Source organism: Sphingobium sp. CR2-8 (assembly GCF_035818615.1).
Taxonomy (GTDB): Bacteria; Pseudomonadota; Alphaproteobacteria; order Sphingomonadales; family Sphingomonadaceae; genus Sphingobium.
Genome location: NZ_JAYKZY010000002.1, coordinates 492,160 through 518,920, shown reverse-complemented (window position 1 = coordinate 518,920; position 26,761 = coordinate 492,160). Strand labels below are relative to the sequence as shown.

Genomic DNA, 26,761 nt, shown 5'->3' with positions numbered 1-26,761 from the left:
AATGGAAAGGGCGCAGCCGGTGACGGCGGCGCCCTTTCTGATTCAGCCCTGGATGGTGGCCGCCTTCGCCGTGCCGAGGCGCGCGTCACGGCGTCGCTTCCACCAGGCGATGATCGCTTCGCCTGCGGGCCGCTCCACCCATCGGTTGATCGCTGTGCCCAGCACCAGCGCGACCAGGAAAGCGGCGGCAAAGCCGATCCAGGGGCTGTAGCCCGCCCGCGCACATTCCAGCATCACGACGAAGCCGACATGCTGGTGGATGAGGTAGAAGGAATAGCTGATCCCGCCCAGCCACAGGAGCGGACGGACGGCAAGAAAATGCAGGCGGCCGTGGATCAGGGCGACGAAGGCCGCGAGCAGGACACAGCCGACCAGCGTCACGTCCCATGTCTCCATGGTCGCGACTGACAGCAGCGCGAGCGCGGCATAGGGCGCCTGCTGGCGCAGGCTGCGCTGGCCGGACCAGACGCGATAGCTGAGCATGCCGATGACGAAGAAGGGCGTGTAGCGCAGGACCAGCAGCATGACGATTCGTTCCGGCATGTCCGGCCAGAGCCAGAACAGCCAGCGGATCGCGAGCCACCCGGCCAGCACCGGTTCCAGTCGCCGGACGCCCGCGAATTTCCAGATGGCGATCATGCAGAAGTAGAAGGCGATCTCCACCGTCAGGGTCCAATAGGCCCCGTCGACTTCGGGCAGGAAGGCGAACCCCTGCAACATCGTGAAATTCGCGAGGATCGCGACGGGACCGATCAGCAGCCGCGTCGCGTGGGCCAGATATTCGATCGAGAGCGTCAGCAGCATCGCGACCAGATAGGCCGGATAGAGACGCGCGAAACGATTGACGACGAAATCGGCGACCGTGCGAATGCGATCGAGCGTGAAGAAGATCGCAAAGCCCGAAATGGTAAAGAACAGCAGCACACGATAATTGCCGCCCGGGAAGCTGAAAGGCACATGCGCCGCCTGCGGGAACAGCTCGTGAAAGCGGGTCGAATAGTGGAAGATCAACACGCACAGCGCGCCGATGCCCCGCAAGGCGTCCAATTCCGTCAAGCGGCCACGGGAAGGCGGCGATCCAACCATGAGGCCCTATAGCAACAGCCGAGCAATAAATCCGTTAAGATCGTGGTTAACGGGAAGAATTGACCTGATTTATTACGCCATTTTGACTGTATCGGCCATGGTCGCCGTCGTTGCGAATATCGGTCGCAAAGTGGCGCGTGCATGATGTTCGGCTTATGGGCACGCAGCAGCATCAAAAACGGGCCGACGCAGCCATTGCCGCGTCGGCCCATCATGTCATCCGGTCCTGCGCCTGCGCGTCATCGCAGGAGCCGCGTAGCTTAGGCCGTCTTGTCGTCCAATATGCCCGCAATGGCGGCGGTCACGTCGTTCATGTCCGCCATGCCATCCACGCGGGACACGATATTGCGCGCTTCGTAGATCGGCAGGATCGGCGCGGTCTTGGCGCGATATTCGGCCATGCGCGTGCGAACCGTTTCCTCGTTGTCGTCAGGGCGGCGCTTGAACTCATGCCCGTGGCACTTGTCGCACTCGCCCTCGACCTTGGGCAGCTTGAAGCGGTCGTGATAGCCCGCGCCGCAGTTGGCGCAGGTGAAGCGGCCGGTGATGCGGTCGACCAGCGCGTCCTCATTCACTTCCAGTTCGATCACATGATCGAGGGTGCGGTCGCGCTCCCCCAATATGGCGTCGAGCGAATGGGCCTGCGCCTGCGTCCGGGGATAGCCGTCGAAGATCACGCCGGTATCGGGCGACAATTGGTCGAGCGCCTCACCGATGATGCCCGACACCACTTCGTCGGGCACCAACGCGCCCGATTCCATCAGCGCCTTCGCCTGGAGGCCCACGGGCGTCCCGGCCTTCACCGCCGCGCGCAGCATATCGCCCGTCGACAGTTGTACCATGCCACGGTCATCGACCAGACGCGTGGCCTGCGTACCCTTCCCGGCTCCCGGAGGGCCAAGCAGAATGATGTTCATTGTGCGCATACTCCCCTGTTGTGCGCCCATTATCCGGTCGTCTTAGCGCAGACGCCCCTTGAGCTTCGCCTTCTTGATCAGATCGCCATATTGATGGGCGAGCAGATGGCTCTGGATCTGGGTCACGGTGTCGACCGTGACGTTGACGACGATCAACAGGCTGGTCCCGCCCAGATAGAAGGGGATGCCCGCGCGCGCGATGGCGAATTCCGGCACCAGGCAGATGAAGGCCAGATAGGCCGCGCCGATGACGGTGATGCGCGTCAGCACATAATCCAGGTAATTTTCGGTATTCTTGCCGGGACGGATGCCGGGAATGAAACCGCCGTTGCGCTTGAGATTGTCGGCCGTTTCTTCCGGGTTGAACACCACGGCGGTGTAGAAGAAGCAGAAGAAGACGATGCCGAGGCCATAAAGGCCCATATAGACCGGGCTGCCATGCGACAGATACTGGTTGAGCGAGAGGACGAAGTCGCCCCACTTGCTCTCTCCCGCGACGGTCTGGCCCGCGAACTGCGAGATGGTGAGCGGCATAAGCAACAGCGACGACGCGAAGATCGGCGGAATGACGCCTGCGGTATTGACCTTGAGCGGCAGATGGCTGCGGTCCGCCTGCATCAGGCCCTGGCGCGTCTGGCGCTTGGGATATTGGATCAGCACGCGGCGCTGCGCCCGCTCCATGAAGCAGATCAACAGGACCAGGCCCACCGCCATGACCATGACCAGGAAGATCAGCAGGCCCGAGATCGACCCTTCGCTGCCCGACTTGAACAAGTTGCTGAGCGTCACCGGCAGCTGGGCGACGATGCCCGCCATGATGATGAGCGACACGCCGTTGCCGATCCCGCGCGAGGTGATCTGTTCACCCAGCCACATCAGGAACATCGTGCCGCCGATCAGCGAGACGACTGCGGTCAGCCGGAACAGTAGGCCGGGTTCGATGACCGCCTGCATGCCCTGCTGCGCGCCGAAGCCTTCCAGGCCGACGGCGATGAAATAGCCCTGCACCGCAGTCAGGCCGACGGTGCCGTAGCGGGTCCACTGGTTCAGCTTCTTGCGCCCGCTTTCGCCTTCCTTCTTGATCGCCGCAAGTTGCGGCGAGAGGCTGGCGCCCAGCTGCACCACGATCGACGCGGTGATGTAGGGCATCACGCCCAGCGCGATCAGGCTCATGCGCGAGAGCGACCCACCCGAGAAGGTGTTGAAGATGTCGAGGATGCCGCCGTTCGTCTGGCTGTAAAGCTGCGACAAGGCGGTCGGATCGACGCCGGGCAGCGGCACGAAGCTGAGGAAACGGAACACGATCAAGGCGCCGAGCGTAAACCACAGGCGCTTCTTGAGGTCGGTCGCCTGGCTGAACTTCGCGAGGCTGAGATTGGATGCGAGCTGGTCGGCTCTCGATGCCATGGTGGCTGCCCTTCAAATCACTCTAGCCGGAGTATCATGCTCCGGATCGGAATCGCTCATCCCTTAGCGGGACGGGTCCAGCGTGTCGAACGGGGAGTTGCCGCCTGCGCGACAAAAGACGTCCCCCCATACGCATGACCCCGCCGACCCATATCGGGCAGCGGGGCCGTTGTTGCAAGTCTGGCTTGCACGTCTGCGAAAGGCGGATCAGCCCTTGCGGGCGGCCTTCTTGGCGGCGAGGGTCGCGCCCTTCTTCGCCTTGGCCTTGTCCGCTGCGGCAACGACTTCGATCACGTCGACCTTGCCACCGGCCTTTTCGACGGCATCGATCGCGCTCTTCGACGCGCCGGCCACCAGGAAGCTGACCTTGGCGGTCAGTTCACCCTTGGCGAGCAGACGGACGCCGTCCTTGCCACCGCGGGTCAGGTTGGCGGCGTTCAGAGCCGCCTGGTCGATGGTCGCGGCCGCGTCCAGCTTGCTGGCGTCGATCGCCTTCTGCACGGCGCCCAGGTTCACGATCGCATAGTCGTTCGCGAAGATGTTGTTGAAGCCACGCTTCGGGATGCGCATGTGGAGTGGCATCTGGCCACCTTCGAAGCCGTTGATGCTGACGCCCGAACGCGCCTTCGCACCCTTCTGGCCGCGACCGGCGGTCTTGCCCTTGCCGGAGCCGATGCCGCGTCCAACGCGCATACGGCCCTTGCGGGCGCCATCATTGTCGCGGATGTCATTGAGTTTCATATCGTGCACTCGCTTTCGCTTGGTTCGCGCTAAGTTGGGAAGCGCGCGCCATAGCCGGGCGGGGAGGCTTTGTCACCCCCCTATTGCTGTCGTGCCGGATCCGCCTGTCCCATCGCGCGCCCGGCCCGGACGTACAGGGCGGCCTGCGCTTAACTTCGCACATTTCCCGCCGATCTCGACATTTCATGGCGCAAGTGGGATATTATATTACACCGACCCAAGCCTATCCTGCATCTGGCCGGTCGGGATATTGCCATGGTGAAGTCCCATAGGACAGCCGCCGTTGCCCTAGGCACGCGCGCATAAAGAAAGGGCCGATCCGCCTGCGCGAATCGGCCCTTCCCTATTCTTCCGGCAATCGGGGGATTAACCCTCGACGACCGCCACCATGTGCGGCAGCTTCTTGATCGCACCGCGGACTTCCGCCGTGTCTTCAAGTTCCACCACGCGGTGCATCTTGCCAAGGCCCAGGCCGATCAGAATCTTCTTCTGGTCGGCGGGACGGCGGATCGGCGAACCGATCTGCTTGATCTTGATCTTCGCCATATCAGTTACTCCGCAATCGCTTCGGCGTCAGCCTGCGCGACGTCAGCGGACGCACCACCACGACGCAGAAGGTCGGCGACCTTCTTGCCGCGACGCTGCGCCACCGACTTGGGGCTGGTCTGTTCGACCAGCGCCGCGAAGGTCGCACGGATCATGTTATATGGGTTCGACGTGCCGTTCGACTTGGTCACGACGTCCGCGACGCCGAGGCTTTCGAACACGGCGCGCATCGGACCACCGGCGATGATACCCGTACCGGCCGGCGCCGAACGGACGGTCACCTTGCCCGCACCGAAATGGCCCAGGCCATCATGATGCAGCGTACGGCCTTCCTTGAGCGGAACGCGAACCATCGCCTTCTTGGCAGCGGCAGTCGCCTTGCTGATGGCTTCGGGCACTTCCCGCGCCTTGCCATGGCCGAAGCCCGCACGACCCTTGCCGTCGCCCACGACGACCAGCGCCGCGAAACCGAAGCGCTTGCCGCCCTTGACGGTCTTGCTGACGCGGTTGATGTGAACCAGCTTCTCGATCAGTTCTTCGCCCTGATCCTCGTCACGGTTGCCGCCACGACGATCGTCGCGACGGCCACGGCCGCCACGCTCGCCACGGTTGCGATCGCCACCGCCACGGTTGCCACGGCCACGGCCGGGACCACGACCTTCGGTCGGTGCAGTCGCTTCGGCGCCCTCGACGGGAGCGACGACTTCGTTGGTGTTTTCGTCAGCCATGATCAGAACTCCAGCCCGGCTTCACGGGCCGCATCGGCCAGCGCCTTGACGCGGCCATGGAACAGGAAGCCACCACGGTCGAAAACGACGCGGGTGACGCCGGCAGCCGTCGCCGCAGCGGCGACGCGCTTGCCGACATCGGCCGCCGCTTCGGACGTGGCGCCGGTCTTGCCGCGCACGTCCTTGTCCAGGGTCGATGCAGCGGCAACGGTCTTGCCTTGCGCGTCATCGATGACCTGGGCGTAGATGTGACGGCCCGAACGGTGGACGCTGAGGCGCGGGCGGGTGCCCGACACAGCCTTGAGCGCGGTGCGAACGCGGCGACGACGCCGCGCGAAGAGGGAAAGCTTTGCCATCTTACTTCTTCTTCCCTTCCTTGCGGAAGATGAATTCGCCGGCGTACTTGATACCCTTGCCCTTATAGGGTTCGGGCTTGCGCCAGCGACGGATCTCGGCCGCTACCTGACCGACCTGCTGCTTGTCGATGCCGCTGATCTCGACCGTGGTGTTATCCGGGGTCTTGATCTCGATCCCGTCGGGGATCGCGAAATCGACGTCATGGCTGTAGCCAAGCTGCAACTTCAGGTTCTTGCCCTGCGAGTTGGCGCGGTAGCCGACACCGGTGATGAGCAGCTTCTTGGAGAAGCCCTCGGTCACGCCGGTGATCAGGTTCTGCACCAGCGTACGCTGCATGCCCCAGAAGGCGCGCGCCTGCTTGGTCTTGTTGGCCGGCTGGACGGAGATGCCGTCATTTTCCAGCGTGTAGCTGATCTCGTCGCGCAGCGGCATGGCGAGGGTGCCCTTGGGCCCCTTCACCGAGAGCTGCCCGCCCTCGATGGTCGCGGTCACCCCAGCGGGGATCGCGACCGGCTTTTTACCGATGCGGCTCATTAGAACACCTCCGCCAGCACTTCGCCGCCGACATTCTGCTCACGCGCTTCGGCGTCGGACAGAACGCCGCGAGGCGTCGAGACAATGGTGATGCCCAGGCCGTTGCGCACGATCGGCAGTTCTTTCGAACCCGAATAGACGCGGCGGCCAGGCTTGGACACGCGCGCGACATGCTTGATCGCGGGCTGGCCTTCGAAATATTTCAGCTCGATGCGCAGGCCAGGATGGCTGCCCAGGGCTTCTTCGGAATAGCCACGGATATAGCCTTCACGCTGAAGCACGTCGAGGACGCGCGCGCGCAGCTTGGACGCGGGGGACATAACGCTGTCCTTCTTCGCCTGCTGCCCGTTGCGGATGCGGGTGAGCATATCACCCAAGGGATCGGTCAATGCCATGAGATGATATCCTTACCAGCTCGACTTGGTGACGCCGGGGATCAGGCCCTTATTGGCCAGATCGCGCAGCTGAATACGGCAGAGCCGGAACTTGCGGTAATAGGCACGCGGACGGCCGGTCATCTCGCAACGGTTCCGAACGCGGGTCGGGTTACCATTGCGGGGAATTTCCGCCATCTTCAGACGCGCGATCAGACGATCGCTGTCGTCGGCCGCGTTATCATTCGCGATCGCCTTGAGCTTTGCATAACGGCCGGCATATTTCTTCACCAGCTTCTTGCGGCGCTCGTTCTTGTTGATCGAACTCAGTTTCGCCATGACTTAAGTTCTCTTCCTTAGCTTTAGCGTTGGGAGAGAAGCGGGGCCTGTATCAGGCCGCCTGCTTCTCTTCTTCCTGCGGGAAGGGGAAGCCGAAGAGGCGCAGCAGTTCGCGCGCTTCGTCGTCCGTCTTCGCCGTGGTGGTCACGATGATGTCCATGCCGCGCACCTTGTCGACACGGTCATAGCTGATCTCGGGGAAGATGATCTGCTCCTTGATGCCGAAGGCATAGTTGCCACGGCCGTCGAAGCTCTTCGGATTGAGACCACGAAAATCGCGGACGCGGGGCAGAGCGATGTTGATCATGCGGTCCAGGAATTCATACATGCGCTCGCGGCGCAGCGTGACCTTGGCACCGATCGGCATGCCTTCACGCAGCTTGAACTGCGCGATCGACTTCTTCGCCTTGGTGATGACCGGCTTCTGGCCGGCGATCAGTTCCATTTCCTCGGCGGCCTGCGTGACCTTCTTCTTGTCCTGGGTCGCTTCGCCCACGCCCATGTTGAGCGTGATCTTGTCGATCTTGGGGACTTCCATGACGTTCTTGTAACCGAACTTCTCGGTCATCGCCTTGGCGATTTCAGCGTCATACTGCGCCTTGGAGCGCGGGATATATTTATCGGCCATTACAGCACCTCACCGGACTTAACGGCGACGCGGACCTTCTTGCCGTCGCGGTCCTCGAAACGGACGCGGGTCGGCTTGCCATCGGCGCCAGCGACTGCGACGTTCGAAATGTGCAGCGGCGCGGGCTTGCGCTCGATGCCACCCTGCGGGTTCGCCTGGTCGGGCTTGCGATGCTTGGCATGCACGTTGATGCCTTCGACAAGAACCTTGTCGTCCTTGGGCATCACCGCCAGGACAGCGCCGGTACGGCCCTTGTCCTTGCCAGCCAGGACGACGATCTTGTCGCCCTTCTTGATCTTAGCAGCGCTCATTACAGCACCTCGGGAGCAAGGCTGATGATCTTCATGTGCTTCTTGGCGCGCAGTTCGCGAACGACCGGGCCAAAGATACGGGTGCCGATCGGCTCCTCGTTCTTGTTGATCAGCACAGCGGCGTTGCCGTCGAAACGGATGACCGAACCGTCTGCACGGCGGATATCCTTGGCGGTACGCACGATGACGGCACGATGCACGTCACCCTTCTTCACCTTGCCCCGCGGCGCAGCTTCCTTGATCGAGACGACGATGATGTCGCCTACACCAGCGAAGCGACGCTTCGAGCCGCCCAGCACCTTGATGCACTGGACGCGCTTGGCGCCGCTGTTGTCAGCGACGTCAAGATTGGATTGCATCTGGATCATAGATCCGGTTCCTTCTCATTTGGCCTACCGGGTCAATTCCCGGCGGTTCCGAATTTCTTGGCCTAGAGCCCGGTGACTCTACGCGAAGCGCGGGCCTGTAACCCTTTCCAAAGGAAAAGGCCAGCCCCGCGTCGCATTTAGAGTCAAAAGCTCAGCGAGCTTTCCCTCAGGCCGCCGTTTCCGGCGACTTGTGGGTGTCCACGCGCTCGATGACCTTCCAGGTCTTGAGCTTGGAAATCGGCGCGGTCTCTTCGATTCGGACCGTTTCGCCTTCCTTGTAGACATTGCCCTCGTCATGGGCGTGATACTTTTTCGAACGGCGGATGATCTTGCCGTAGAGCGCATGCTTAACCTTGCGCTCTACACGAACCACCACCGTCTTGTCGGTCTTGTCGGAAACCACCGTTCCCGTCAGCACGCGCTTGGGCATCGTGTGTTTCCTTTACTTCGCGACGGAGCTGTTACGCTCCGTCTGCAGGGTCTTGATCTGCGCGATCGACCGACGGACTTCCTTGACCCGGCTGGGCTTTTCCAGCTGGTTGGTGGCCGCCTGGAAACGCAGATTGAACTGCTCGCGCTTCAGGTTGTTGAGTTCGGTCGACAGTTCGTCGTCCGTCTTGGTCTTCAGGTCTGCAACATTCGCCATGTGCTTAACCCTCCAGATGCGAGGTGTCGCCGAGGCGGGCGACGACCTTGGTCTTGATGGGCAGCTTCATCGCGGCGCGCGAGAAGGCCTCTGCTGCGAGCGGACCCGGAACACCGTCCAGTTCGAACAGGATGCGGCCCGGCTTCACGCGAGCGGCCCAATATTCGACCGAACCCTTGCCCTTGCCCTGACGGACTTCGGCAGGCTTCTTCGACACAGGCACGTCGGGGAAGATGCGGATCCACAACCGGCCCTGACGGCGGATGTGGCGGGTGATCGCGCGGCGAGCCGCTTCGATCTGACGCGCGGTGACGCGCTCGGGTTCCATGGCCTTCAAGCCATAGGAACCGAAGTTCAGAGCCGAGCCACCCTTGGCATCGCCCTTGATCCGACCCTTGAAGGTCTTGCGGAACTTCATTTTCTTCGGTTGCAGCATGACGCTATTACCTTCTTATCTTCAGCGCGCCGGGCGCACGCCGGAGGTCTGAGCCTCCAGCATCAGCCGGTCGGTCGCGAACGGATCATGGCCGAGAATCTCGCCCTTGAAGATCCAGACCTTGATGCCGCACACGCCATAGGCGGTATGCGCCGTGGCTTCGGCATAGTCGACGTTCGCACGCAGCGTGTGCAGCGGCACGCGGCCTTCGCGGTACCATTCGACGCGCGCGATCTCCGCGCCGCCCAGACGGCCGCCGCAGGTGATCTTGATGCCTTCGGCGCCCAGACGCAGGGCCGACTGCACCGCACGCTTCATCGCACGGCGGAAAGCCACGCGGCGTTCCAGCTGATCGGCGATGCCCTGTGCGACGAGCTTGGAATCGACTTCCGGCTTGCGGATCTCGACGATGTTCAGCGACACGTCGGACGAGGTCAGCGCGCCCAGCTTCTTGCGAAGCTTTTCGATGTCCGCGCCCTTCTTGCCGATGATCACGCCCGGACGGGCGGCATAGATCGACACGCGGCACAGCTTGGCCGGACGCTCGATCACGACCTTGGAGATCGCGGCCTGCGGCAGGTTCTTGAAGATGAACTGGCGGATCTTGAGATCTTCCAGCAGCAGGCGACCATAGTCGGCGCCTTCGGCGAACCAGCGGCTGTCCCAGGTACGGTTGATCTGAAGACGCAGACCGATCGGATTGCTCTTGTGACCCATGTGCTTACGCCTCCGCTTCTTCGCCAGCTTCACGTACGACGATGCGCACGCGGCTGAAGGGCTTGAGGATCCGGGTCGACTTGCCGCGACCGCGGGCATGGAAGCGCTTGAGCGTGAAGCTCTTGCCGACCGATGCTTCCGCGACGACGAGCGCGTCGACGTCCAGATTGTGGTTGTTTTCCGCGTTGGCGATGGCCGAAGCCAGCACCTTGCGCACGTCGACAGCCATCGCCTTCTTCGAGAAGGCGAGGATGTTCAGCGCGTCCTCGACCTTGCGGCCGCGGATGAGCGTGGCGACCAGGTTCAGCTTCTGGGCCGAACCACGGATCTGCGTGCCGACGGCCAGCGCCTCATTGTCGGCGACGCGACGGGGAGCCTTTTCCTTGCTCATCAGCGCTTGCCCTTCTTGTCGGCGGCGTGGCCGGGGAAGAAGCGGGTCGGGGCGAATTCGCCCAGCTTGTGACCCACCATATCCTCGTTCACGGAGACCGGAACATGCTTGCGGCCGTTATAGACGTTGAACGTCAGGCCAACGAACTGGGGCAGGATGGTGGAACGACGCGACCAGGTCTTGATCGGGGCGCGGCCACCGGCGTCCTGCGCCGTTTCTGCCTTCTTTAGAAGGCTGAGGTCCACGAAAGGACCTTTCCAGACGGAACGAGCCATCGCGGATTACCTCTTCTTCTTGGCGTGACGCGACCGGATGATCATCTTGTCGGTCGACTTGTTGTGACGGGTGCGGGCACCCTTGGTCGGCTTGCCCCAAGGCGTAACCGGATGACGGCCGCCCGAGGTGCGGCCTTCACCACCACCATGGGGGTGATCGACCGGGTTCTTGGCGACGCCGCGCGTCAGCGGGCGGATGCCGTTCCAACGGTTGCGGCCAGCCTTGGCGAGGTTGGTGTTGCCATTGTCCGGGTTGCTGACGGCGCCGATGGTGCCCATGCAGTCCGAACGGATGTAGCGCTGTTCGCCCGAGGACAAACGCACCATCACCATGCCGCGATCGCGACCGACCAGCTGGGCGTAGGTGCCTGCCGAACGGCAGAGCTGACCGCCCTTGCCCGGCTTCATCTCGATGTTGTGGATGATCGTGCCGACCGGCATCTGACCCAGTTCCATCGCGTTGCCCGGCTTCACGTCGGTCTTCTTGGCCGCGATGACCTTGTCACCGGGGGCAAGACGCTGCGGCGCCAGAATATAATTCTGGGTGCCGTCGGGATAGTTGACCAGCGCGATGAAGGCGGTGCGGTTGGGGTCATATTCCAGACGCTCGACCGTACCTTCGACATCCCACAAGCGACGCTTGAAGTCGATGATGCGATAGCGCTGCTTATGACCGCCACCGATGCCGCGCGAGGTCACATGACCCTTGTTGTTGCGGCCACCGGTCTTGCGCTTGCCTTCGGTCAGCGCCTTGACGGGCTTGCCCTTGTGCAGGCTGGACTTGTCGACCAGGATCAGGCCACGGCGGGCCGGGCTGGTCGGGTTATAATGCTTAAGAGCCATCTTAGCGGACTCCCTCGGTGATATCGATCGACTGGCCTTCGGCCAGGCGGACGATCGCCTTCTTCACATCGTTGCGCTTATAGGGCTTGCCCTTCCAGCGCTTCGTCTTGCCCTTCACGACCAGCGTGTTGACGCTCTTGACGTCAACGCCCCAGATCGCTTCGACAGCGGCCTTGATCTCAGGCTTGGAGGCATCGCCCGCCACCTTGAAGACCACGGCATTGTTTTCGCTGAGAAGGGTCGACTTCTCGGTGATGTGCGGCGCGACGACGACGTCATAATGACGGTTGTCGACGGTCGCGGCTTGCTTTTTAGCCATTGAAACGGGCCTCCAGCTTTTCGACCGCGGCGCGGGTAAGCACCAGCGAGTCGGCCTTGAGGATGTCATAGACATTGGCGCCAACGGCAGGGAGCAGGTCCACGCCGATGATGTTGGCCGATGCCTTGGCGAAGCTGACGTTCACCGCATCGCCGTCGATGAACAACACCTTGGTGAGGTTCAGCTTGGCGAGGTTGGCGACCAGCGCCTTGGTCTTGCCTTCGGCAACGTCCAGGCTGTCGATGATCGTGAGCGTTCCCGCCTTGACCTTCGACGACAGCGCCATCTTCAGACCCAGCGCACGAACCTTCTTGTTCAGCGAGGGGTTGAAGTCACGGACGCGGGCGCCGTGCGCCTTACCACCGCCGATGAAGACGGGGGCGCGGCGATCGCCGTGACGCGCCGTACCGCCGCCCTTCTGGCGACCGAACTTCTTGCCGGTGCGGGCAACGTCGCTACGCTCGCGCGTGCCGCGGGCAGTGCCACGACGCTTTTCGAGCTGCCAGGTGACGACGCGGTGCAGGATGTCGGCGCGGGGCTCGATACCGAACACGGCATCGTTAAGCTCCAGATCGCCAGCTTCCGCTGCGTCGAGGGTCTGTACCTTGACCTTCATGGTTTAGCCCTCCTGGCCTTCGGTCGCTTCGGGAGCCGCGGCGTCTTCCGCCGGGGTGTTCGCCGGAGCGTCATTGCTGTTGTCAGCCTTCTTCAGGCTGGCGGGGTACGGCACGTCGGCCGGACGGGGAACCTTGACGGAGTCCTTGACGGTCAGCCAGGTGCCCTTGGCGCCCGGAACGCTGCCCTTCACGAAGATCAGACCACGCTCCACATCCGTGCGGACGATTTCGAGGTTCTGCTGCGTGCGTTCGCGGTCACCCATGTGGCCGGCCATCTTCTTGTTCTTGAAGACGCGACCCGGATCCTGGCGGTTACCCGTCGAACCGTGCGCACGGTGGCTGATGGACACGCCGTGGGTGGCGCGCATACCGCCGAAGCCCCAACGCTTCATGGCGCCTGCGAAACCCTTACCCTGGGTGTGACCCGACACGTCGACCAGCTGGCCGTCGATGAAATGGTCAGCGGCGATTTCAGCGCCGACGTCGAGGAGCGCATCCTCGGCGACGCGGAATTCGACCAGGCGAGCCTTCGGCTCGACCTCAGCCTTGGCGAAGTGGCCACGCTGCGGCTTGGCGACATTCTTCACCTTGGCGACACCGGCGCCGAGCTGAACGGCGACATAGCCGTCGCTGTCGACATCCTTGCGCGCCACGACCTGATTGCCCTCAAGGGCCAAAACCGTAACCGGAATATGACGTCCGTCCTCTTGGAACAGACGGGTCATCCCGACTTTCTTAGCGATCACGCCTGTGCGCATCACTGATTACTCCCATAGAGGCCCGCGAAAAGCCGCGGGCGTATCCAACGAAAAAACCGCTCCGGATTTCTCCTTCGCGGCCCAACCCCATGTATAGATCACCCCGTCCGGGTTGGATGCCACCCCCTCTCGGGAACGGCGACGGGGGACCAGAACCACAGACCCGCTGGTTGCCCAGTGCTGTGCGGTATCCCTTGTGTCGTTTGAGCTTCCGGTCTCCCGAAATACCCGATACCCTGCTTTCCTTTCGGAGAGCAGGGACTTGTCGGCTTTAGGCCAACTTGATCTCGACGTTCACGCCGGCAGCCAGATCCAGCTTCATCAGCGCGTCGACCGTCTGCGGCGTCGGCTGCACAATGTCAAGCATACGCTTGTAGGTGCGGACCTCGAACTGCTCGCGCGACTTCTTGTCGATGTGCGGGCCACGGTTGACCGTGAACTTTTCGATGCGCGTCGGAAGGGGAATCGGACCGCGAATAAGGGCGCCGGTGCGGCGGGCGGTATCGGCGATGTCGCCGGTCGCCTGATCGAGCACGCGATGATCGAACGCCTTGAGGCGAATGCGGATGTTGCTGTCCATAGTTCCTGTACCGATGCGAAAGAGCCAAAAACGTAGCGCGTTTTCAAAAATCAGCCGGAGCAGCCGATGACTTGTAAAAATGCGCCAACCAAAAAATATCCGCCCCGTAAACTGCCCTTCTAGCTCTGACGAGCCGGAGAAAGGCGATCCGGGGCGGTTAAAATCCTCAGCGGCGCGAATCGGGTGATTCGCGCCGCTGCGGTCCTATATTACTTCGAGATCGTGCCGACAACCCCTGCGCCGACGGTACGACCGCCTTCACGGATGGCGAAGCGCAGACCGGCGTCCATGGCGATCGGGGCGATCAGCTTGACGCCGAGCTTCACGTTGTCGCCAGGCATGACCATCTCGGTGCCCTCGGGGAGGATCACTTCGCCGGTCACGTCGGTGGTGCGGAAGTAGAACTGCGGACGATAGTTCGCGAAGAACGGGGTGTGACGGCCGCCTTCTTCCTTCGACAGCACGTACACTTCGGCGTCGAATTCGGTGTGTGGGGTGATGGTGCCGGGCTTCGCCAGAACCTGGCCACGCTCGACTTCTTCACGCTTCGTGCCGCGCACCAGGGCGCCGATGTTGTCGCCTGCACGACCTTCGTCGAGCAGCTTGCGGAACATTTCCACGCCGGTGACGGTCGTCTTGGTGGTGTCCTTGAGGCCGACGATCTCGACTTCTTCACCAACCTTGATGATGCCGGTTTCGACGCGGCCGGTGACGACCGTGCCGCGACCCGAGATCGAGAACACGTCTTCGATCGGCATCAGGAAGGGCTTGTCGACCGGACGCTCGGGCTGCGGGATGAAGCTGTCGACAGCTTCCATCAGCTTGAGAACGGCGTCGTGGCCGATTTCAGGCGTCTTGTCCTGCAGGGCGGCAACAGCCGAACCCGGGATGACGGGGATGTTGTCGCCGTCGAAATCGTAGCTGCTGAGCAGTTCGCGGATTTCCAGCTCGACCAGCTCGAGGATTTCGGCGTCGTCGACCAGGTCGACCTTGTTCATGAACACGACGAGCTGCGGAACGCCAACCTGACGTGCCAGCAGGATGTGCTCGCGGGTCTGGGGCATCGGGCCGTCGGTGGCCGACACGACCAGGATCGCGCCGTCCATCTGGGCGGCACCGGTGATCATGTTCTTGACGTAGTCGGCGTGACCCGGGCAGTCGACGTGCGCATAGTGGCGCGCTTCGGTTTCATATTCGACGTGGGCGGTCGAAATGGTGATGCCGCGCTCGCGCTCTTCAGGCGCCTTGTCGATGTTGTCGTACGACGTGAAGGTCGCGCCGCCGGTTTCGGCCAGCACCTTGGTGATCGCTGCGGTCAGCGAGGTCTTGCCATGGTCGACGTGACCGATGGTGCCGATGTTGCAGTGCGGCTTATTCCGCTCAAACTTAGCCTTAGCCATTTTATCCTACCTTCTAATCAAAATCAGCTTGGGTCTGACCGCTCGGCCGCGCCTCGCGAAGGCGCGTCCATAGCAGCAAATTTACAGATTACCAGCCCCTAACCGAGCCGCTTGCACGGCTCGGCACGGGAAAGTCATCAGGCCATCTTCGCCTTGACTTCGTCCGCCACATTCTGCGGCACTTCATCATAGTGCGAGAAGGTCATCGAATAGTTCGCACGCCCCTGGGTGAACGAACGCAACGAGTTCACATAGCCGAACATGTTGGCCAGCGGCACCATGGCCTCGACGATCTGCGCGTTGCCGCGCGTGTCGGTGCCCTGGATCTGACCACGACGGCTGTTCATGTCGCCGATGACGTCGCCCAGATATTCTTCCGGGGTGACGACTTCGACCTTCATAACCGGCTCGAGCAGGGTGATGCCCGCCTTCTGCGCCGCTTCGCGCATCGCGGCGCGACCGGTGATTTCGAACGCCAGAGCCGACGAGTCGACGTCATGATAGGCGCCGTCGTACAGGTTGATTTCGAAATCGATGATCGGGAAGCCGATGAGCGAGCCGGTGGCCGCCGTTTCGCGCATACCCTTTTCGATCGCGGGAATATATTCCTTGGGAATATTACCGCCCTTGATCTCATCCTTGAAGATGATGCCCGCGCCACGCTCGCCCGGCGTCAGCTTCACCTTGATGCGGCCGAACTGGCCGGTGCCGCCCGACTGCTTCTTGTGGGTGTAGTCGATGTCGACGGGCTTCTTGAGATATTCGCGATAGGCCACCTGCGGCGCACCGACATTCGCCTCGACCTTGAACTCGCGCTTCATGCGGTCGACCAGGATTTCGAGATGCAGTTCGCCCATGCCCTTGATGATGGTCTGGCCCGATTCATGATCGGTTGACACACGGAAGGACGGATCCTCGGCGGCCAGGCGATTGAGCGCGACGCCCATCTTTTCCTGGTCGGCCTTGGTCTTGGGTTCCACCGACAGTTCGATGACCGGCTCGGGGAACTCCATCCGCTCCAGGATGATCGGCTTGCGCTCGGCGCACAGCGTGTCCCCGGTGGTGGTTTCCTTCATGCCGGCCAGCGCGACGATGTCGCCTGCGTAAGCCGCATCGATGTCTTCACGGCTGTTCGCATGCATCAGGAGCATACGGCCGATCTTTTCCTTCTTGTCCTTGACCGAGTTCAGATAAGTGCCCTTGGTCAGGGTGCCCGAATAGACGCGCAGGAAGGTCAGCGAACCGACGAAGGGATCGTTCATGATCTTGAACGCCAGGCCCGAGAAGGGCGCGTCGTCCGACGTCGCGCGGCTGTCCGGCTCGTCCGTGTCGGGATTGATGCCCTGCACGTCTTCGATGTCGAGCGGCGAAGGCAGATAGTCGACGACGGCGTCGAGCAGGGGCTGAACGCCCTTGTTCTTGAACGCCGAACCGCACAGCACCGGCACGAACGACTGGTTGAGCGTGCCCTTGCGGATCAGCGCCTTGAGCGTCGCGGTGTCGGGCAGATTGCCTTCCAGATAGGCTTCCATCGCGGCATCGTCCTGCTCGACGGCCAGCTCGATCAGCTTTTCGCGATATTCGGCAGCCTTGTCGGCCAGATCGTCGGGGATCGCTTCATAGCTGAATTCCGCGCCGAGATTTTCATCCTTCCAGATGATCGCGCGATCTTCGACCAGATCGACCAGACCACGGAAATCCAATTCTGCACCGATGGGCAGATAGAGGACGGCCGGGGTGGCGCCCAGGCGATCGATGATCGTCTGTACGCAATAATAGAAGTTGGCGCCGGTGCGGTCGAGCTTGTTGATGAAGCACATCCGCGGAACCTTATACTTGTCCGCCTGGCGCCACACAGTTTCCGACTGCGGCTCAACGCCGGCAACGCCGTCGAACGCGGCGACCGCGCCGTCGAGCACGCGTAGCGAACGCTCGACTTCGATGGTGAAGTCGACGTGGCCGGGGGTGTCGATGATGTTCAGGCGGTGATCGTTCCAGATGCAGGTCGTCGCAGCCGAGGTGATGGTGATACCACGCTCCTGCTCCTGCTCCATCCAGTCCATGGTCGCGGCGCCGTCATGGACTTCGCCGATCTTGTAGGACTTGCCGGTGTAATAAAGAATACGCTCGGTCGTGGTGGTCTTGCCGGCGTCGATATGCGCCATGATGCCGAAATTGCGATATTTCTCGAGCGGATGGCTGCGGGCCATGATGCTTCTCCGTTGCCGGCGCACCGGCGGTTGGGGATTCGTTTGATCTGGGGTGGCCCCTAAACCAATCCGTCCGCCATGGGTAGGCCCACGACGAACGGATGGATTTTTAGAGCGATAAACGGGACGGACACCCGAAGGCGACCGTCCCGTCGATCCTTTTTACCAGCGATAGTGCGAGAAGGCGCGGTTCGCTTCCGCCATGCGGTGCGTGTCTTCGCGCTTCTTCACGGCATTGCCGCGGTTGTTGGCGGCATCCAGCAACTCACCCGACAGGCGCGCGGCCATCGTGGTTTCGCTGCGGTTGCGCGCGGCCGTGATCAGCCAGCGGATCGCCAGGGCCTGCGAACGTTCGGGACGAACTTCGACAGGAACCTGATAGGTCGCACCGCCGACGCGGCGGCTGCGGACTTCGATGCCGGGCTTGATGTTGTTCAGCGCGTCATGGAACATGCCGATCGGATCTTTCTTGGCGCGGGTCTCGACAGTTTCGAGAGCGCCATAAACGATCGATTCAGCAACGGCCTTCTTGCCGTCCTGCATGATGCTGTTCATGAACTTGGAAAGCACGATATCCCCGAACTTGGGATCGGGCAGGATGATGCGCTTTTCGGGGCGACGACGACGTGACATATTCTAGTCTCCCTTACTTCGGACGCTTCGCGCCGTACTTCGAACGGCTCTGCTTACGATCCTTGACGCCCTGGGTATCCAGAACGCCGCGAAGAACGTGGTAACGCACGCCCGGAAGATCGCGGACACGACCGCCACGGATCAGCACGACGCTATGTTCCTGAAGGTTATGGCCTTCACCCGGAATATAGGTGATGACTTCGCGCTGGTTGACCAGGCGAACCTTGGCCACCTTGCGAAGCGCCGAGTTCGGCTTCTTCGGAGTCGTCGTATAAACACGAGTGCAAACGCCGCGCTTCTGCGGATTTGCCTCCATCGCAGGGACCTTGCTCTTGGCCTTCTGCGGATCGCGGCCATTGCGGACCAGCTGATTGATTGTTGGCATGAAGCCCTTCACCTTTTTCAGTTACTTTACCTGGGCATCCCCGCGTCTCGCGCCGCTTGCACGAAGATTCGTCCAAACGGCAAAGGCCCCGGTAGGCATAAGCCCCCTGGAGCCGCAAGAGCACCCGGCAATGTTCAGCTCTAGTGTCGCCCAGCCTTGCATGGCGGAAAAAGACGAGTCTTTGTAACGACAGACCGCTGGGCAGCCGCGCCTATAGCGATGCAGGCCCCACGGGTCAAGCGAGCAGGCTTCGCGCGCTTTTGCTTTGCCCGGGTGGGCCAGGACGGGGCCGAAGCCTTCTCCTGTCGTTCATCGCAACGGCCGCGATCGGATCGAAATAGTCATCCACGCGGGGAACAAAAAGCTTCGATGGTCATTTTGACGCGAAGATCGCTCGACTCGTCACGAGTCGCCCGCGATGGATTCGCGCGCACTCTAAAGCTTTGTTACCGGCCCCCTCGCATAACGAAGAGTTGGGGTTGCATTGTCTTATCGAAGTAAGAAGGGCGCTGCCCTGTGGGCACGGCTCCTTGCCTTGTGCCCCGAACGCGAGATTTTCCTGCGGTCCGGCGGAAAGGTCAAGTTCGTCCGCATTACCCGCCGGATGCAGATCGCCGCCATCGGTCTGACATCGGCCCTGTTGCTCGGATGGATCGGGATCACCGTGTCGATGCTGGTCGGCCGCGCCAACGTCGCCCAGCAACGCGCCGCCTTGACGCAGCAGAGCCGGTCGGTCGCCACGGCCGCCACCAAGGTGGCAGGCTATCGCCAGTCGGTGGAGGAACTGGCGCAGGATCTGGAAGCGCGCCAAGACTTTATGGACGATCTCTACAAGACCCATTTCGGCGACGAAGAGGGCAAGGGCCAGGCGCCCGACATGGCCGCACCGACCAAGTCCGAACAGAGTGAGGCTGCCAAGATCAGCATGGCACCGGAAGCTGTTCCGCTCGTGCGCCTGGCGCAGCGCCAGCGCCGGTTCGCCGCGTTGCTGACCAGCGCGGTCGAAAGGCGCGCCGACAAGGCGGCGGCCGCGATCAAAAGCTTCGGCCTCAACCCCGATCGCCTCGCCCGCAGCGCCGCCCGCGCCCAGGGTGGTCCCTTCGTCCCGTGGAAGGGCGACAAGGGTGCGCTGACCGACGAGCTGGAGCAGCTGGCCGACGCGCTGACGCGGATGGAGTTTCTGGAACGCAGCCTGCTGACGATCCCGTCGGGCAAACCCACGACCGCACCGATGGAAACCAGTTCCTACGGCTATCGCCGCGATCCCTTCAACGGCCATGCCGCCTTCCACGCCGGCATCGACTTCCCCGGCCGCATGGGCCAGCCGATCGAAGCCGCCGCCGCCGGCAAGGTCAGCTATGTCGGCCAGCGTCAGGGCTATGGCAATGTCGTCGAGGTCGACCATGGCAACGGCCTGATGACCCGCTACGCCCATCTGTCCCGCTTCAATGCCCGCGTGGGACAGAAGGTCGCGCGCGGGGACACCATCGCCCGCATGGGATCGACCGGCCGGTCCACCGGCACGCATCTGCATTTCGAGGTCCGGGTCAATGGCCAGGCCGTCAACCCCCGCCGCTTTCTGGAGGCTACCCAGGATGTTCTCCAAGTCCAGCAAATCGCCAAGGCCCGTTTCGCCGATGTCGGCAACCGGGGCTAAACATACCCCCTTCTCGCTGATCGGCAGCGATGTGACGATCAACGGCGATCTGGCCGCGACGGTCGACCTGCACGTCGATGGCATGATCGACGGCGACATCCGTTGCGCCGCGCTAGTGCAGGGACCCGACAGCCGCATTACCGGCCACGTCACCGCGCAGAGCGCGCGGCTCGCCGGTCTGGTCGACGGATCGATCAGCGCGGGCGAACTGGTGGTGGAAAGCAGCGCCCGAATCACCGGCGATGTCGTCTATGAGCGTATCACGATCGAGCCGGGCAGTCGCATCGAGGGCCGCTTTCGCCCCAAGGATAGCGACGCGCCTGCCGCAGAACTGAAGCTGATCGCGAACGACAGCGCCGGGTGACGGGGTTGATGGCGCGATTGCGCCATCATAGGTGGCTTGCCAACATAAAAGTCCGTTCGCCCTGAGCTTGTCCAAGGGTCTTACTGCTCGTTGCAACATGAGGTTAAACGGGAAAAAAGGGCTTCGACAAGCTCAGCCCGAACGGCTTCTTATGGGCAGAATTTCTGCCTACACCCACCGTCCCGCATAACCCTCAATTCACCGGAGGCCGCCGCCTGTAGCTCAGCGCTTCGGCGACATGCACCCGCCCGACCCGATCGGCCCCTGCCAGATCGGCGATCGTCCGCGCGACGCGCAATACGCGGGTATAGCCCCGCGCCGACAGCTTCATCGCTGCGGCTGCCTGCGCCAATAATTGGCGTCCCGCCTCATCCGGCCCGGCGACCTCCTCCAGACGTTCGCCATCCACCTCGGCATTGGTGCGCAGCTTGGTGCCGGCATAGCGCGCCGTCTGGACCGCGCGCGCCGCCGCGACGCGCGCCGCGACCTCGGCCGATCCTTCGGTGGGCGGCGGCAACACCAGGTCGGCGGCGGTCACCGCCTGCACCTCGACATGCAGGTCGATGCGGTCTAGCAGCGGTCCCGACACCTTGGCCTGATAATCCGATGCACAGCGCGGCGCGCGCGAACAGGCCAGCGCCGGATCGCCCAGATGGCCGCAGCGGCACGGGTTCATCGCGGCGATCAACTGCACGCACCCTGCGACGCACGTAAACAAAAGGACAACAATCACCCAGCTACGGTGCGCTCATGTCCCATACTGCAATCATTTACGCCCGCTTCTCAAGCGCCGAACAGAGCAAGGGCTACTCGCTAGAACGGCAGCGCACGCACGGTCTTCAGTTCGCAACCGACAAGGGGTGGTCTGTCGAGAAGACGATCACTGACGAGGGCCGTAGCGCCTTCCATGGCGCAAACCGGCTTGAGGGTTCTGCCCTGCACGAATTCGAGTTGGAAGCCCGCAATGGCCTGCACCGGGGCAAAGTGCTGCTCGTTGAGAACGTCGATCGGCTGTCCCGTCAGGGAGCGAAGGCGGCAGCGCAGCTTATCTGGGCGCTGAACGAGCAGGGCGTGGACGTTGCAACGTGGCAGGACGGCTATGTTTATCAGGCAGGCAATAACGGCGACCTGATGGAGTTGTTCTCCGTCATCATCAAAGCCCAGATGGCGTTCGAGGAAAGCGACAAAAAAAGTAAGCGGACCAGCGCGTCGTGGAAAAAGCGGTTCGAGCAGATCGCGGAGGGCACACACAAGGGACCGATGCCCAACACGCCAAACTGGATCGACCACACTGACGAGGGCTTCGTCCTCAACCCCGAACGCACCGCCGTGCTCAACCAGATTTTCGACTTCTACATCGACGGCATGGGCATCCACCGCATCGTCACCATCCTGCACGAACGCAACGTGCCGAGTTGGACGCCAGCCGAGCAGGAGCGCGGAAACAACGGGTGGTTCTACAGCTACATCTATCGGCTCCTCACCAAGCGCGCCGTGTTAGGTGAATACGTGACCAGCGACGGCACCACGCTTTCCCCGGATTATTACCCACAGGCCGTGACCGCCGAGAAATGGAACCGCGCACAAGCTGCGCTGTCGATGCGGAAGGGCAACCAGACCAACGTCAAGGTGTTCGGCAACCGCAACCTGCTCAGTCAGATGATCGTCTGCGAGAAGTGCGGTGGTGGTGCTCACTTCGGCCACACCACCGACACCGTGCAAAAATACACAAAGGTCAGCGGCGAGGTCGTCAACTACCGGCGCAAGACCTACCGCAAGCTGCGCTGCGATCGGGCACGTCGCAAGCATAACTGCGATAACCCCACGATCCTGAACTACGACGTCGTTGAAGCGACCATCCTACAAGAGATGCTTCCACAACTCGTGCGGAAGCCCGACGCAAACGCGCAGGCGACCAAGCTGCGCGAGCAGATCGCCGACATGGCGCGCGCTCAGGATGTCGAACAGGGCAAGCTCAACAATCTCATTGATGCCCTTGCCGATGGCGGCTCCAAAGCGATCGTTCAGCGCGTGGCAGCGGTCGAGGCAGAGGTCGAACGCCTATCCGCCGACATTGCAGCGGCGCAGAAGGCCCTTGCGATCGAGACCGCCAAACCGGCCGGTGACGACGACGTTGCATTGGTCGAGAGCCTGATGACCGAATTGACCAGCGAGGACGACGAGGTTCGCATCTACGCACGGGGGCGGGTAAACATGAGCCTGCGTCGGCTTATCCAGCGCATCGTCATTACGGAGGTCGGGACGTTCCGCGTAGAGCCTGACGCATATTCGGCTTGGACCTTCGACGCAGAGGGCAACCTGCTTGAGGGGGGCTGGACCCTTAGCCCTGAGGAGATGGCAGCGTAAGACGCCCTGCTAGGGGTTAGACAGGAAAGCTGCGCCATGCAGCGCAGCTTACCAATTTGGCCCCCTGTGGCCCCTTGCTGAACACTCAGCAGCGCGGCAGCTTGATCTTCTCCGAACCGACATGGATTACGAACATGCTGCGCTTGCGCTCGCAGTAGAGGCGCTGACCTGCAAACTCGAAACCAAAGGCGTCGTCCTCGTAGGCTTCGTTGAAGTCGAACGTGTCGAGTGCAAAAACTGCCAGCGCCTGCGTGTCGATCTGTGCGTGCATTGTGTGTCTCCGTTTCCGATGACCACACTAACGACATCGCCTGAACCACATTCCTAGTCCAGATTTCCAGAATAATCAGATTTCTGGACCACAGATTTAACCACCGAGATAATCACCAGAAAAACCACAAACACAGTTAATCAGGTGTTGCTCTCCCATTCACCTGAACACAGAACGAGCAGGCAACACACAAAGGAGACGACACATGCAGGCTCGCAAACAGATCGATCGCAACGACATGCTGCTCAACAAGCGCCCCGTTGAGCAGGGTTGGATTAAGACCCGCATTGTAGAGCACGGCGAGAAGCCAGTCCGCGCAGTGTTTTTGATCGAGTGCGAGGTCGATGACCCCAATCGGTTCGGGTTCCTGAACGGGACGTGGTGGAAGCTGGAAGGCGCGAACTTCGAGCAGCCCGCAACGGCAAAGCGCACGTTCCACGACGCAATGGGCGGCTACACGCTGACCGAGTGCGACGCGCAGGACCCCGACAAGGTGTTCTACATGCACGGCACTAACTGGAAGAGGGAGGGCTGACCGATGCCGTGGAACCTCGCTTTTATCGGCTTCTACTTGATGGAGTGCGAACCCACGGACCCGCGCTGCTGGTTCGTAGACGCAAGCGGTCAGGGCTGGCGCAACGCACGGGGGAGGATGAACCTCGTGCAGCCCGACAACCCAGACGATCGCGGCCTTCCCATCCAGTTGACTTATCCCAATCCGGGCGAGAAGAGCGCTTAACAAGGAAGCGGGAGGCAACTCCCGCTTCAACCATCTGTGGTCCACCTGTCTATTCGGTTGACTAACTGCCCAACTGGCTGTTGGTAGAGCCTCGACACGAAAGGGGCACAAATGGGCAATAGGTCGATTGAGGTAACGCACGTCGGAGGTTTCAGGGAGTTGCTTTACAGCACTGTTCTGGACACCAAGGACAGCAGGAACGTGGTCCCCGACGCAGGCACGCTGGCGCGCATCAAGGCCGCTGGCATCGCGTATATGGAACGTGCGGTGAACCTCATGGACGGCGATGCCGTGCCCTACTGCGCTATTTCGTGGCCCGAGGAGGGACCGCCGGTGCGCGGCATGATCTTCGCCATGAACCCACGGCACCACACCGATCCCACAAGTGGTGAGGTCGGCTTCTTTCGGGAGTTCACGGAGACGGAGGAACCGGCTGGCGATGTGATCGCGTGGCATGATGCTGACGAACAGCTTGCCAAGTATGCGGTTGCTCACTTTGGACGCCCCAAGGCAGTCGAGTAACGGGGAGGGCAAGGCGCCCTCCCCTTTTAGTTCTCGAAGCAGGCCATCGCCGCGACGAGGTTGTCGGGGTCCGTATTGACCTTGGCAAACGGACTGCCGCCATTCGACCTACACAGGACGATGTAGGCCCTGAATTGGGCGTTGACCTCGTTTGTGTCCGACATGATTGCTGCTACGGCATAGGGGCTTCGCAATACGTCGGCGGTCGTGAAGCCCTGATAGCGCGCTACAGGCGTGGTCAGCCCCACGGCGAGCGTAACGCCGATCAGCGCAGCGCACAGGCTGTATTCGATCGCGGTCGCGCCCTTCCGATCCTTCAATAAGCGCATGTCATTCCCTCCAAATACGAAAAGGGCCGCCAGCTTTCGCTGACGACCCCCGGGCGTGAAGCTGTAGGAGACCGTTACAGCTTACGAAACGTGCGCCGCGAGCGTGTCGCTTGCGTTCTGGAACGTCTTGTTGACGTTGCCACCGACTGCGGTCAGCGCGCCGATTGCGGCCACCGAAATCAGGGCCGCGATCAGGCCGTATTCGATTGCCGTTGCGCCCTTGCTGTCGCGCAGCAGCGTCTTGAACTTCTTCATAGTCGATCTCCAGTGTGTTGCATTTGCTTTGCGCTTCCTCGCTGTTGCGTGTCTGCGCTTGGCCTCCTCTATCTGCGTTCAGGGTGTTAAAGGGACCTTACCCACTGTGCATGTTTTTGTGCCTGCACTGTGCCTCTTTTCGGTTGCCCTTTGTGCTCGCAGGCGCATTCGTGCGCGTGCAACACACGCACGGAGGACAAGCATGGATTGGTTACGGATGATCCGCCCTGAGGACGTTCAGCGCCTCGTTATCAACGGGCAAGAACAAGCGAAGGTCAAAGGGACGCGCTCGGAACGCGATTTTGAACCCGCTGTCCGATTACATATTGAGGGCACGGATATGCAATGGCTGCTCACCGAGTTGGAGGACACGGAGATCGCCTTTGGCCTGTGCCAGATTTTTGTCGCTGAACTCGGCAGCGTATGGCTACCCGAGTTAGCCGACATGGACGTTCAGGGATTGAGGGTGGTTCAGGACTTGGCGTTCAAGCCGACAACCACGTTGCGTGGTTACGCGCAGCAGGCTCGCGCTAACGGCGGGCTATTGATCGTTTGAGCTAAATAGGAGCGGACGGGAGGTTATCTCCTTATCGCCCGTCTGGGTTTCTTTTGGGTGCCGGTGGTCGATCAACACCACCGGCACTTTCCACGTCAGGCTTCCGCAGAGCCCTTCTTAGCCGCCTCACGGCGCAGCGCAGCTTGGCGCATGTTCTCCTTAGCAGCATCGCTCATGGGCGCTCTCTTGCGCGCAGGCTTGATGATGACGCTGGCATCGCCGTTGCCCTTGTTCTTCAACTCGTCATCGAAGTCACCTGCCTCGACAGCGGCCTTGAACTTGTCAAGGAACTCGACAAAACGATCCTCAGGCATGTGGTTGGTCGCCACGCCGTTTATGTCGAAGGTGTCACCGGCTACCTTGACCGTCAGAGCAACCACACCGTTGCTGACTTTCCACCAACGGTTCGGGGCTTTAGTCTGGCCTGTCTCGAACTGCCGCTTGGCGTTGTCTATGCCCTTGAGCAGCGGCTTCCGCGCAGCTTCGGCGTTCCATGCGGGGCGGTGGAACACCTCCTCCAGCTTATTGTCGATAAAGCCGAACAGGTCTTTGATAGCCATTGCGTCCTCCACAGTTTGTGGGGCGACTTTAGGCACACAGGCTTACCAGAGTGTCAAGCGCAGACGCAAAAAGGGCGCCCCGAAAGGCGCCCCGGTAGGTAGTAGGGAACGTGCTGTTACTTGCCCGCTTCCGGCTTTGCGTCCTTCTTCGCAGCGCGCGTGGTCTTCATCTTGGCCTTGCGCGCATCCATCGCGGCGGTCGCCTCGTCCAACTGCGCGTCCAGCTTGCCGGTGCTGATTTCCTTGGCGAAGTAGTCCATCGCGGCCTCGAAGTCCTTAGTCTCCACGGCCAGCTTGGTCTCCGCGCCCGACAGCTTGAGCGGCTTGTTAGCTACGCGGATCGTGAACGCCGTGTGGGTAGCGCCCGACGTGAACCAGCGCCGACCTTCGACCTTAGGGTCCTTAAACAGCGCAACCTGACGCTTGATCCCGTCGAGAACCACGGCCTTTGCCGTCCGTGCGCCAGCGGCCTTGTCGGCGAATTCCGCGATCTGGGAAGCCGGCTTGAGCGAGGTGGGGTTGAAGTTAGCCATTGTGTGTCTCCGATCTACAGCAGCGCCCTAGTTGCCCTGCTCCAATCGTATGTTGTCGCTAG

39 protein-coding genes and 1 pseudogene are annotated in these 26,761 nt (G+C 61.8%); 6 read left to right on the top strand and 34 right to left on the bottom strand.

Going from position 1 to position 26,761, the window contains the following annotated elements; genetic code table 11:
* Positions 1-42 precede the first annotated feature (42 nt).
* The 28 genes from U5A82_RS06415 to rpsL form a co-directional block, all read right to left on the bottom strand.
* Positions 43-1,086: an acyltransferase family protein gene (locus U5A82_RS06415; protein ID WP_326289535.1), complete on the bottom strand. Its 1,044-nt coding sequence runs from the start codon at positions 1,084-1,086 to the stop codon at positions 43-45.
* A gap of 260 nt (positions 1,087-1,346) precedes the next feature.
* Positions 1,347-2,003, bottom strand: a complete 657-nt coding sequence (locus tag U5A82_RS06410) for an adenylate kinase (protein ID WP_326289533.1) — start codon at positions 2,001-2,003, stop codon at positions 1,347-1,349.
* Between the two features lie 42 nt (positions 2,004-2,045).
* On the bottom strand, positions 2,046-3,410 hold the full coding sequence (gene secY / locus U5A82_RS06405) for a preprotein translocase subunit SecY (protein WP_326289532.1): 1,365 nt from the start codon (positions 3,408-3,410) through the stop codon (positions 2,046-2,048).
* A 207-nt stretch (positions 3,411-3,617) separates the two neighbouring features.
* Complete coding sequence (gene rplO, locus U5A82_RS06400; RefSeq protein WP_326289531.1) at positions 3,618-4,151, bottom strand: 50S ribosomal protein L15; 534 nt, start codon at positions 4,149-4,151, stop codon at positions 3,618-3,620.
* Positions 4,152-4,517: 366 nt separating this feature from the next.
* Complete coding sequence (gene rpmD, locus U5A82_RS06395; RefSeq protein WP_066560520.1) at positions 4,518-4,697, bottom strand: 50S ribosomal protein L30; 180 nt, start codon at positions 4,695-4,697, stop codon at positions 4,518-4,520.
* Positions 4,698-4,702: 5 nt separating this feature from the next.
* Entirely contained in the window at positions 4,703-5,425 is a 723-nt protein-coding gene (gene rpsE, locus U5A82_RS06390) for a 30S ribosomal protein S5 (protein WP_056691670.1), read from the bottom strand.
* A 2-nt stretch (positions 5,426-5,427) separates the two neighbouring features.
* Positions 5,428-5,781, bottom strand: a complete 354-nt coding sequence (gene rplR / locus U5A82_RS06385; protein WP_066606453.1) for a 50S ribosomal protein L18 — start codon at positions 5,779-5,781, stop codon at positions 5,428-5,430.
* A 1-nt stretch (position 5,782) separates the two neighbouring features.
* Positions 5,783-6,316, bottom strand: a complete 534-nt coding sequence (gene rplF, locus U5A82_RS06380) for a 50S ribosomal protein L6 (RefSeq protein ID WP_326289528.1) — start codon at positions 6,314-6,316, stop codon at positions 5,783-5,785.
* Positions 6,316-6,711 carry a 30S ribosomal protein S8 gene (rpsH, locus tag U5A82_RS06375; protein ID WP_066606458.1) on the bottom strand — a complete coding sequence of 132 codons (396 nt, stop codon included), beginning with the start codon at positions 6,709-6,711 and terminating at the stop codon, positions 6,316-6,318. Before rpsH ends, rplF begins: the two co-directional genes overlap by 1 nt.
* A 12-nt stretch (positions 6,712-6,723) precedes the next feature.
* On the bottom strand, positions 6,724-7,029 hold the full coding sequence (gene rpsN / locus U5A82_RS06370) for a 30S ribosomal protein S14 (RefSeq protein WP_088184262.1): 306 nt from the start codon (positions 7,027-7,029) through the stop codon (positions 6,724-6,726).
* A gap of 52 nt (positions 7,030-7,081) precedes the next feature.
* Complete coding sequence (gene rplE, locus U5A82_RS06365) at positions 7,082-7,657, bottom strand: 50S ribosomal protein L5 (protein WP_224550562.1); 576 nt, start codon at positions 7,655-7,657, stop codon at positions 7,082-7,084.
* On the bottom strand, positions 7,657-7,968 hold the full coding sequence (gene rplX, locus U5A82_RS06360) for a 50S ribosomal protein L24 (RefSeq protein WP_326289523.1): 312 nt from the start codon (positions 7,966-7,968) through the stop codon (positions 7,657-7,659). Before rplX ends, rplE begins: the two co-directional genes overlap by 1 nt.
* Positions 7,968-8,336 carry a 50S ribosomal protein L14 gene (gene rplN / locus U5A82_RS06355; RefSeq protein ID WP_056691686.1) on the bottom strand — a complete coding sequence of 123 codons (369 nt, stop codon included), beginning with the start codon at positions 8,334-8,336 and terminating at the stop codon, positions 7,968-7,970. The genes rplX and rplN overlap by 1 nt, the downstream gene beginning before the upstream one ends.
* A gap of 166 nt (positions 8,337-8,502) precedes the next feature.
* Positions 8,503-8,766, bottom strand: a complete 264-nt coding sequence (rpsQ, locus tag U5A82_RS06350) for a 30S ribosomal protein S17 (RefSeq protein WP_006960320.1) — start codon at positions 8,764-8,766, stop codon at positions 8,503-8,505.
* 12 nt (positions 8,767-8,778) lie between these two features.
* Complete coding sequence (rpmC, locus tag U5A82_RS06345; RefSeq protein ID WP_326289522.1) at positions 8,779-8,982, bottom strand: 50S ribosomal protein L29; 204 nt, start codon at positions 8,980-8,982, stop codon at positions 8,779-8,781.
* Between the two features lie 4 nt (positions 8,983-8,986).
* Entirely contained in the window at positions 8,987-9,418 is a 432-nt protein-coding gene (gene rplP / locus U5A82_RS06340) for a 50S ribosomal protein L16 (protein WP_056691692.1), read from the bottom strand.
* A 21-nt stretch (positions 9,419-9,439) separates the two neighbouring features.
* The gene (gene rpsC / locus U5A82_RS06335) at positions 9,440-10,135 is read right to left on the bottom strand and encodes a 30S ribosomal protein S3 (protein WP_326289520.1); all 696 of its coding nucleotides are present in this window, start codon (positions 10,133-10,135) and stop codon (positions 9,440-9,442) included.
* Positions 10,136-10,139: 4 nt separating this feature from the next.
* Positions 10,140-10,526 carry a 50S ribosomal protein L22 gene (rplV, locus tag U5A82_RS06330; RefSeq protein ID WP_004208717.1) on the bottom strand — a complete coding sequence of 129 codons (387 nt, stop codon included), beginning with the start codon at positions 10,524-10,526 and terminating at the stop codon, positions 10,140-10,142.
* Entirely contained in the window at positions 10,526-10,801 is a 276-nt protein-coding gene (rpsS, locus tag U5A82_RS06325) for a 30S ribosomal protein S19 (protein ID WP_007707899.1), read from the bottom strand. Before rpsS ends, rplV begins: the two co-directional genes overlap by 1 nt.
* Positions 10,802-10,807: 6 nt before the next feature.
* Entirely contained in the window at positions 10,808-11,644 is an 837-nt protein-coding gene (gene rplB / locus U5A82_RS06320; protein WP_066606476.1) for a 50S ribosomal protein L2, read from the bottom strand.
* Position 11,645: 1 nt separating this feature from the next.
* Complete coding sequence (locus U5A82_RS06315) at positions 11,646-11,963, bottom strand: 50S ribosomal protein L23 (RefSeq protein WP_326289516.1); 318 nt, start codon at positions 11,961-11,963, stop codon at positions 11,646-11,648.
* Positions 11,956-12,579 (bottom strand): 50S ribosomal protein L4, encoded by a 624-nt coding sequence (rplD, locus tag U5A82_RS06310; protein ID WP_326289514.1) that lies wholly within the window; start codon positions 12,577-12,579, stop codon positions 11,956-11,958. The genes U5A82_RS06315 and rplD overlap by 8 nt, the downstream gene beginning before the upstream one ends.
* A 3-nt stretch (positions 12,580-12,582) precedes the next feature.
* The gene (rplC, locus tag U5A82_RS06305; RefSeq protein ID WP_326289512.1) at positions 12,583-13,338 is read right to left on the bottom strand and encodes a 50S ribosomal protein L3; all 756 of its coding nucleotides are present in this window, start codon (positions 13,336-13,338) and stop codon (positions 12,583-12,585) included.
* Between the two features lie 271 nt (positions 13,339-13,609).
* Positions 13,610-13,918, bottom strand: a complete 309-nt coding sequence (rpsJ, locus tag U5A82_RS06300) for a 30S ribosomal protein S10 (RefSeq protein ID WP_007686587.1) — start codon at positions 13,916-13,918, stop codon at positions 13,610-13,612.
* Between the two features lie 209 nt (positions 13,919-14,127).
* Positions 14,128-15,318: an elongation factor Tu gene (tuf, locus tag U5A82_RS06295; RefSeq protein WP_326289510.1), complete on the bottom strand. Its 1,191-nt coding sequence runs from the start codon at positions 15,316-15,318 to the stop codon at positions 14,128-14,130.
* A 137-nt stretch (positions 15,319-15,455) separates the two neighbouring features.
* Positions 15,456-17,528 carry an elongation factor G gene (gene fusA, locus U5A82_RS06290; RefSeq protein ID WP_326289509.1) on the bottom strand — a complete coding sequence of 691 codons (2,073 nt, stop codon included), beginning with the start codon at positions 17,526-17,528 and terminating at the stop codon, positions 15,456-15,458.
* Positions 17,529-17,690: 162 nt separating this feature from the next.
* Positions 17,691-18,161 carry a 30S ribosomal protein S7 gene (rpsG, locus tag U5A82_RS06285; RefSeq protein ID WP_056691721.1) on the bottom strand — a complete coding sequence of 157 codons (471 nt, stop codon included), beginning with the start codon at positions 18,159-18,161 and terminating at the stop codon, positions 17,691-17,693.
* A gap of 13 nt (positions 18,162-18,174) precedes the next feature.
* Positions 18,175-18,546, bottom strand: a complete 372-nt coding sequence (rpsL, locus tag U5A82_RS06280; RefSeq protein ID WP_088184308.1) for a 30S ribosomal protein S12 — start codon at positions 18,544-18,546, stop codon at positions 18,175-18,177.
* 484 nt (positions 18,547-19,030) lie between these two features.
* Between rpsL and U5A82_RS06275 the strand changes: the two genes are divergently transcribed.
* Positions 19,031-20,203, top strand: coding sequence for a M23 family metallopeptidase (locus U5A82_RS06275; RefSeq protein WP_326289506.1), 1,173 nt, complete (start codon positions 19,031-19,033; stop codon positions 20,201-20,203).
* Positions 20,184-20,567, top strand: a complete 384-nt coding sequence (locus U5A82_RS06270) for a bactofilin family protein (protein ID WP_326289504.1) — start codon at positions 20,184-20,186, stop codon at positions 20,565-20,567. Before U5A82_RS06275 ends, U5A82_RS06270 begins: the two co-directional genes overlap by 20 nt.
* A 193-nt stretch (positions 20,568-20,760) precedes the next feature.
* Here U5A82_RS06270 and U5A82_RS06265 read toward each other — a convergent pair.
* Positions 20,761-21,261, bottom strand: a pseudogene (locus tag U5A82_RS06265) (magnesium chelatase subunit ChlI family protein); the annotation flags it as partial.
* Between the two features lie 56 nt (positions 21,262-21,317).
* Here U5A82_RS06265 and U5A82_RS06260 point away from each other — a divergent pair.
* Positions 21,318-22,934, top strand: coding sequence for a recombinase family protein (locus U5A82_RS06260; protein ID WP_326289502.1), 1,617 nt, complete (start codon positions 21,318-21,320; stop codon positions 22,932-22,934).
* An 85-nt stretch (positions 22,935-23,019) separates the two neighbouring features.
* Here U5A82_RS06260 and U5A82_RS06255 read toward each other — a convergent pair whose 3' ends face one another.
* Positions 23,020-23,205, bottom strand: coding sequence for a hypothetical protein (locus U5A82_RS06255; RefSeq protein WP_326289500.1), 186 nt, complete (start codon positions 23,203-23,205; stop codon positions 23,020-23,022).
* A gap of 205 nt (positions 23,206-23,410) precedes the next feature.
* Between U5A82_RS06255 and U5A82_RS06250 the strand changes: the two genes are divergently transcribed.
* Both U5A82_RS06250 and U5A82_RS06245 read left to right on the top strand, forming a co-directional pair.
* Complete coding sequence (locus U5A82_RS06250; RefSeq protein ID WP_326289498.1) at positions 23,411-23,740, top strand: hypothetical protein; 330 nt, start codon at positions 23,411-23,413, stop codon at positions 23,738-23,740.
* A 315-nt stretch (positions 23,741-24,055) separates the two neighbouring features.
* A complete protein-coding gene (locus U5A82_RS06245; RefSeq protein WP_326289496.1) occupies positions 24,056-24,466 on the top strand; it encodes a hypothetical protein in 411 nt (136 codons plus the stop codon).
* Positions 24,467-24,492: 26 nt separating this feature from the next.
* Here U5A82_RS06245 and U5A82_RS06240 read toward each other — a convergent pair whose 3' ends face one another.
* Both U5A82_RS06240 and U5A82_RS06235 read right to left on the bottom strand, forming a co-directional pair.
* Positions 24,493-24,795: a Flp family type IVb pilin gene (locus tag U5A82_RS06240; RefSeq protein WP_326289495.1), complete on the bottom strand. Its 303-nt coding sequence runs from the start codon at positions 24,793-24,795 to the stop codon at positions 24,493-24,495.
* A gap of 81 nt (positions 24,796-24,876) precedes the next feature.
* Complete coding sequence (locus U5A82_RS06235) at positions 24,877-25,050, bottom strand: Flp family type IVb pilin (protein ID WP_326289493.1); 174 nt, start codon at positions 25,048-25,050, stop codon at positions 24,877-24,879.
* A gap of 217 nt (positions 25,051-25,267) precedes the next feature.
* Between U5A82_RS06235 and U5A82_RS06230 the strand changes: the two genes are divergently transcribed.
* Complete coding sequence (locus U5A82_RS06230) at positions 25,268-25,606, top strand: DUF2958 domain-containing protein (protein WP_326289492.1); 339 nt, start codon at positions 25,268-25,270, stop codon at positions 25,604-25,606.
* A gap of 95 nt (positions 25,607-25,701) precedes the next feature.
* On the opposite strand, the gene U5A82_RS06225 is transcribed toward U5A82_RS06230, so the two are convergent.
* Both U5A82_RS06225 and U5A82_RS06220 read right to left on the bottom strand, forming a co-directional pair.
* Positions 25,702-26,166: a hypothetical protein gene (locus tag U5A82_RS06225; RefSeq protein WP_326289491.1), complete on the bottom strand. Its 465-nt coding sequence runs from the start codon at positions 26,164-26,166 to the stop codon at positions 25,702-25,704.
* A gap of 116 nt (positions 26,167-26,282) precedes the next feature.
* On the bottom strand, positions 26,283-26,699 hold the full coding sequence (locus U5A82_RS06220; RefSeq protein WP_326289490.1) for a hypothetical protein: 417 nt from the start codon (positions 26,697-26,699) through the stop codon (positions 26,283-26,285).
* Between the last annotated feature and the right edge of the window lie 62 nt (positions 26,700-26,761).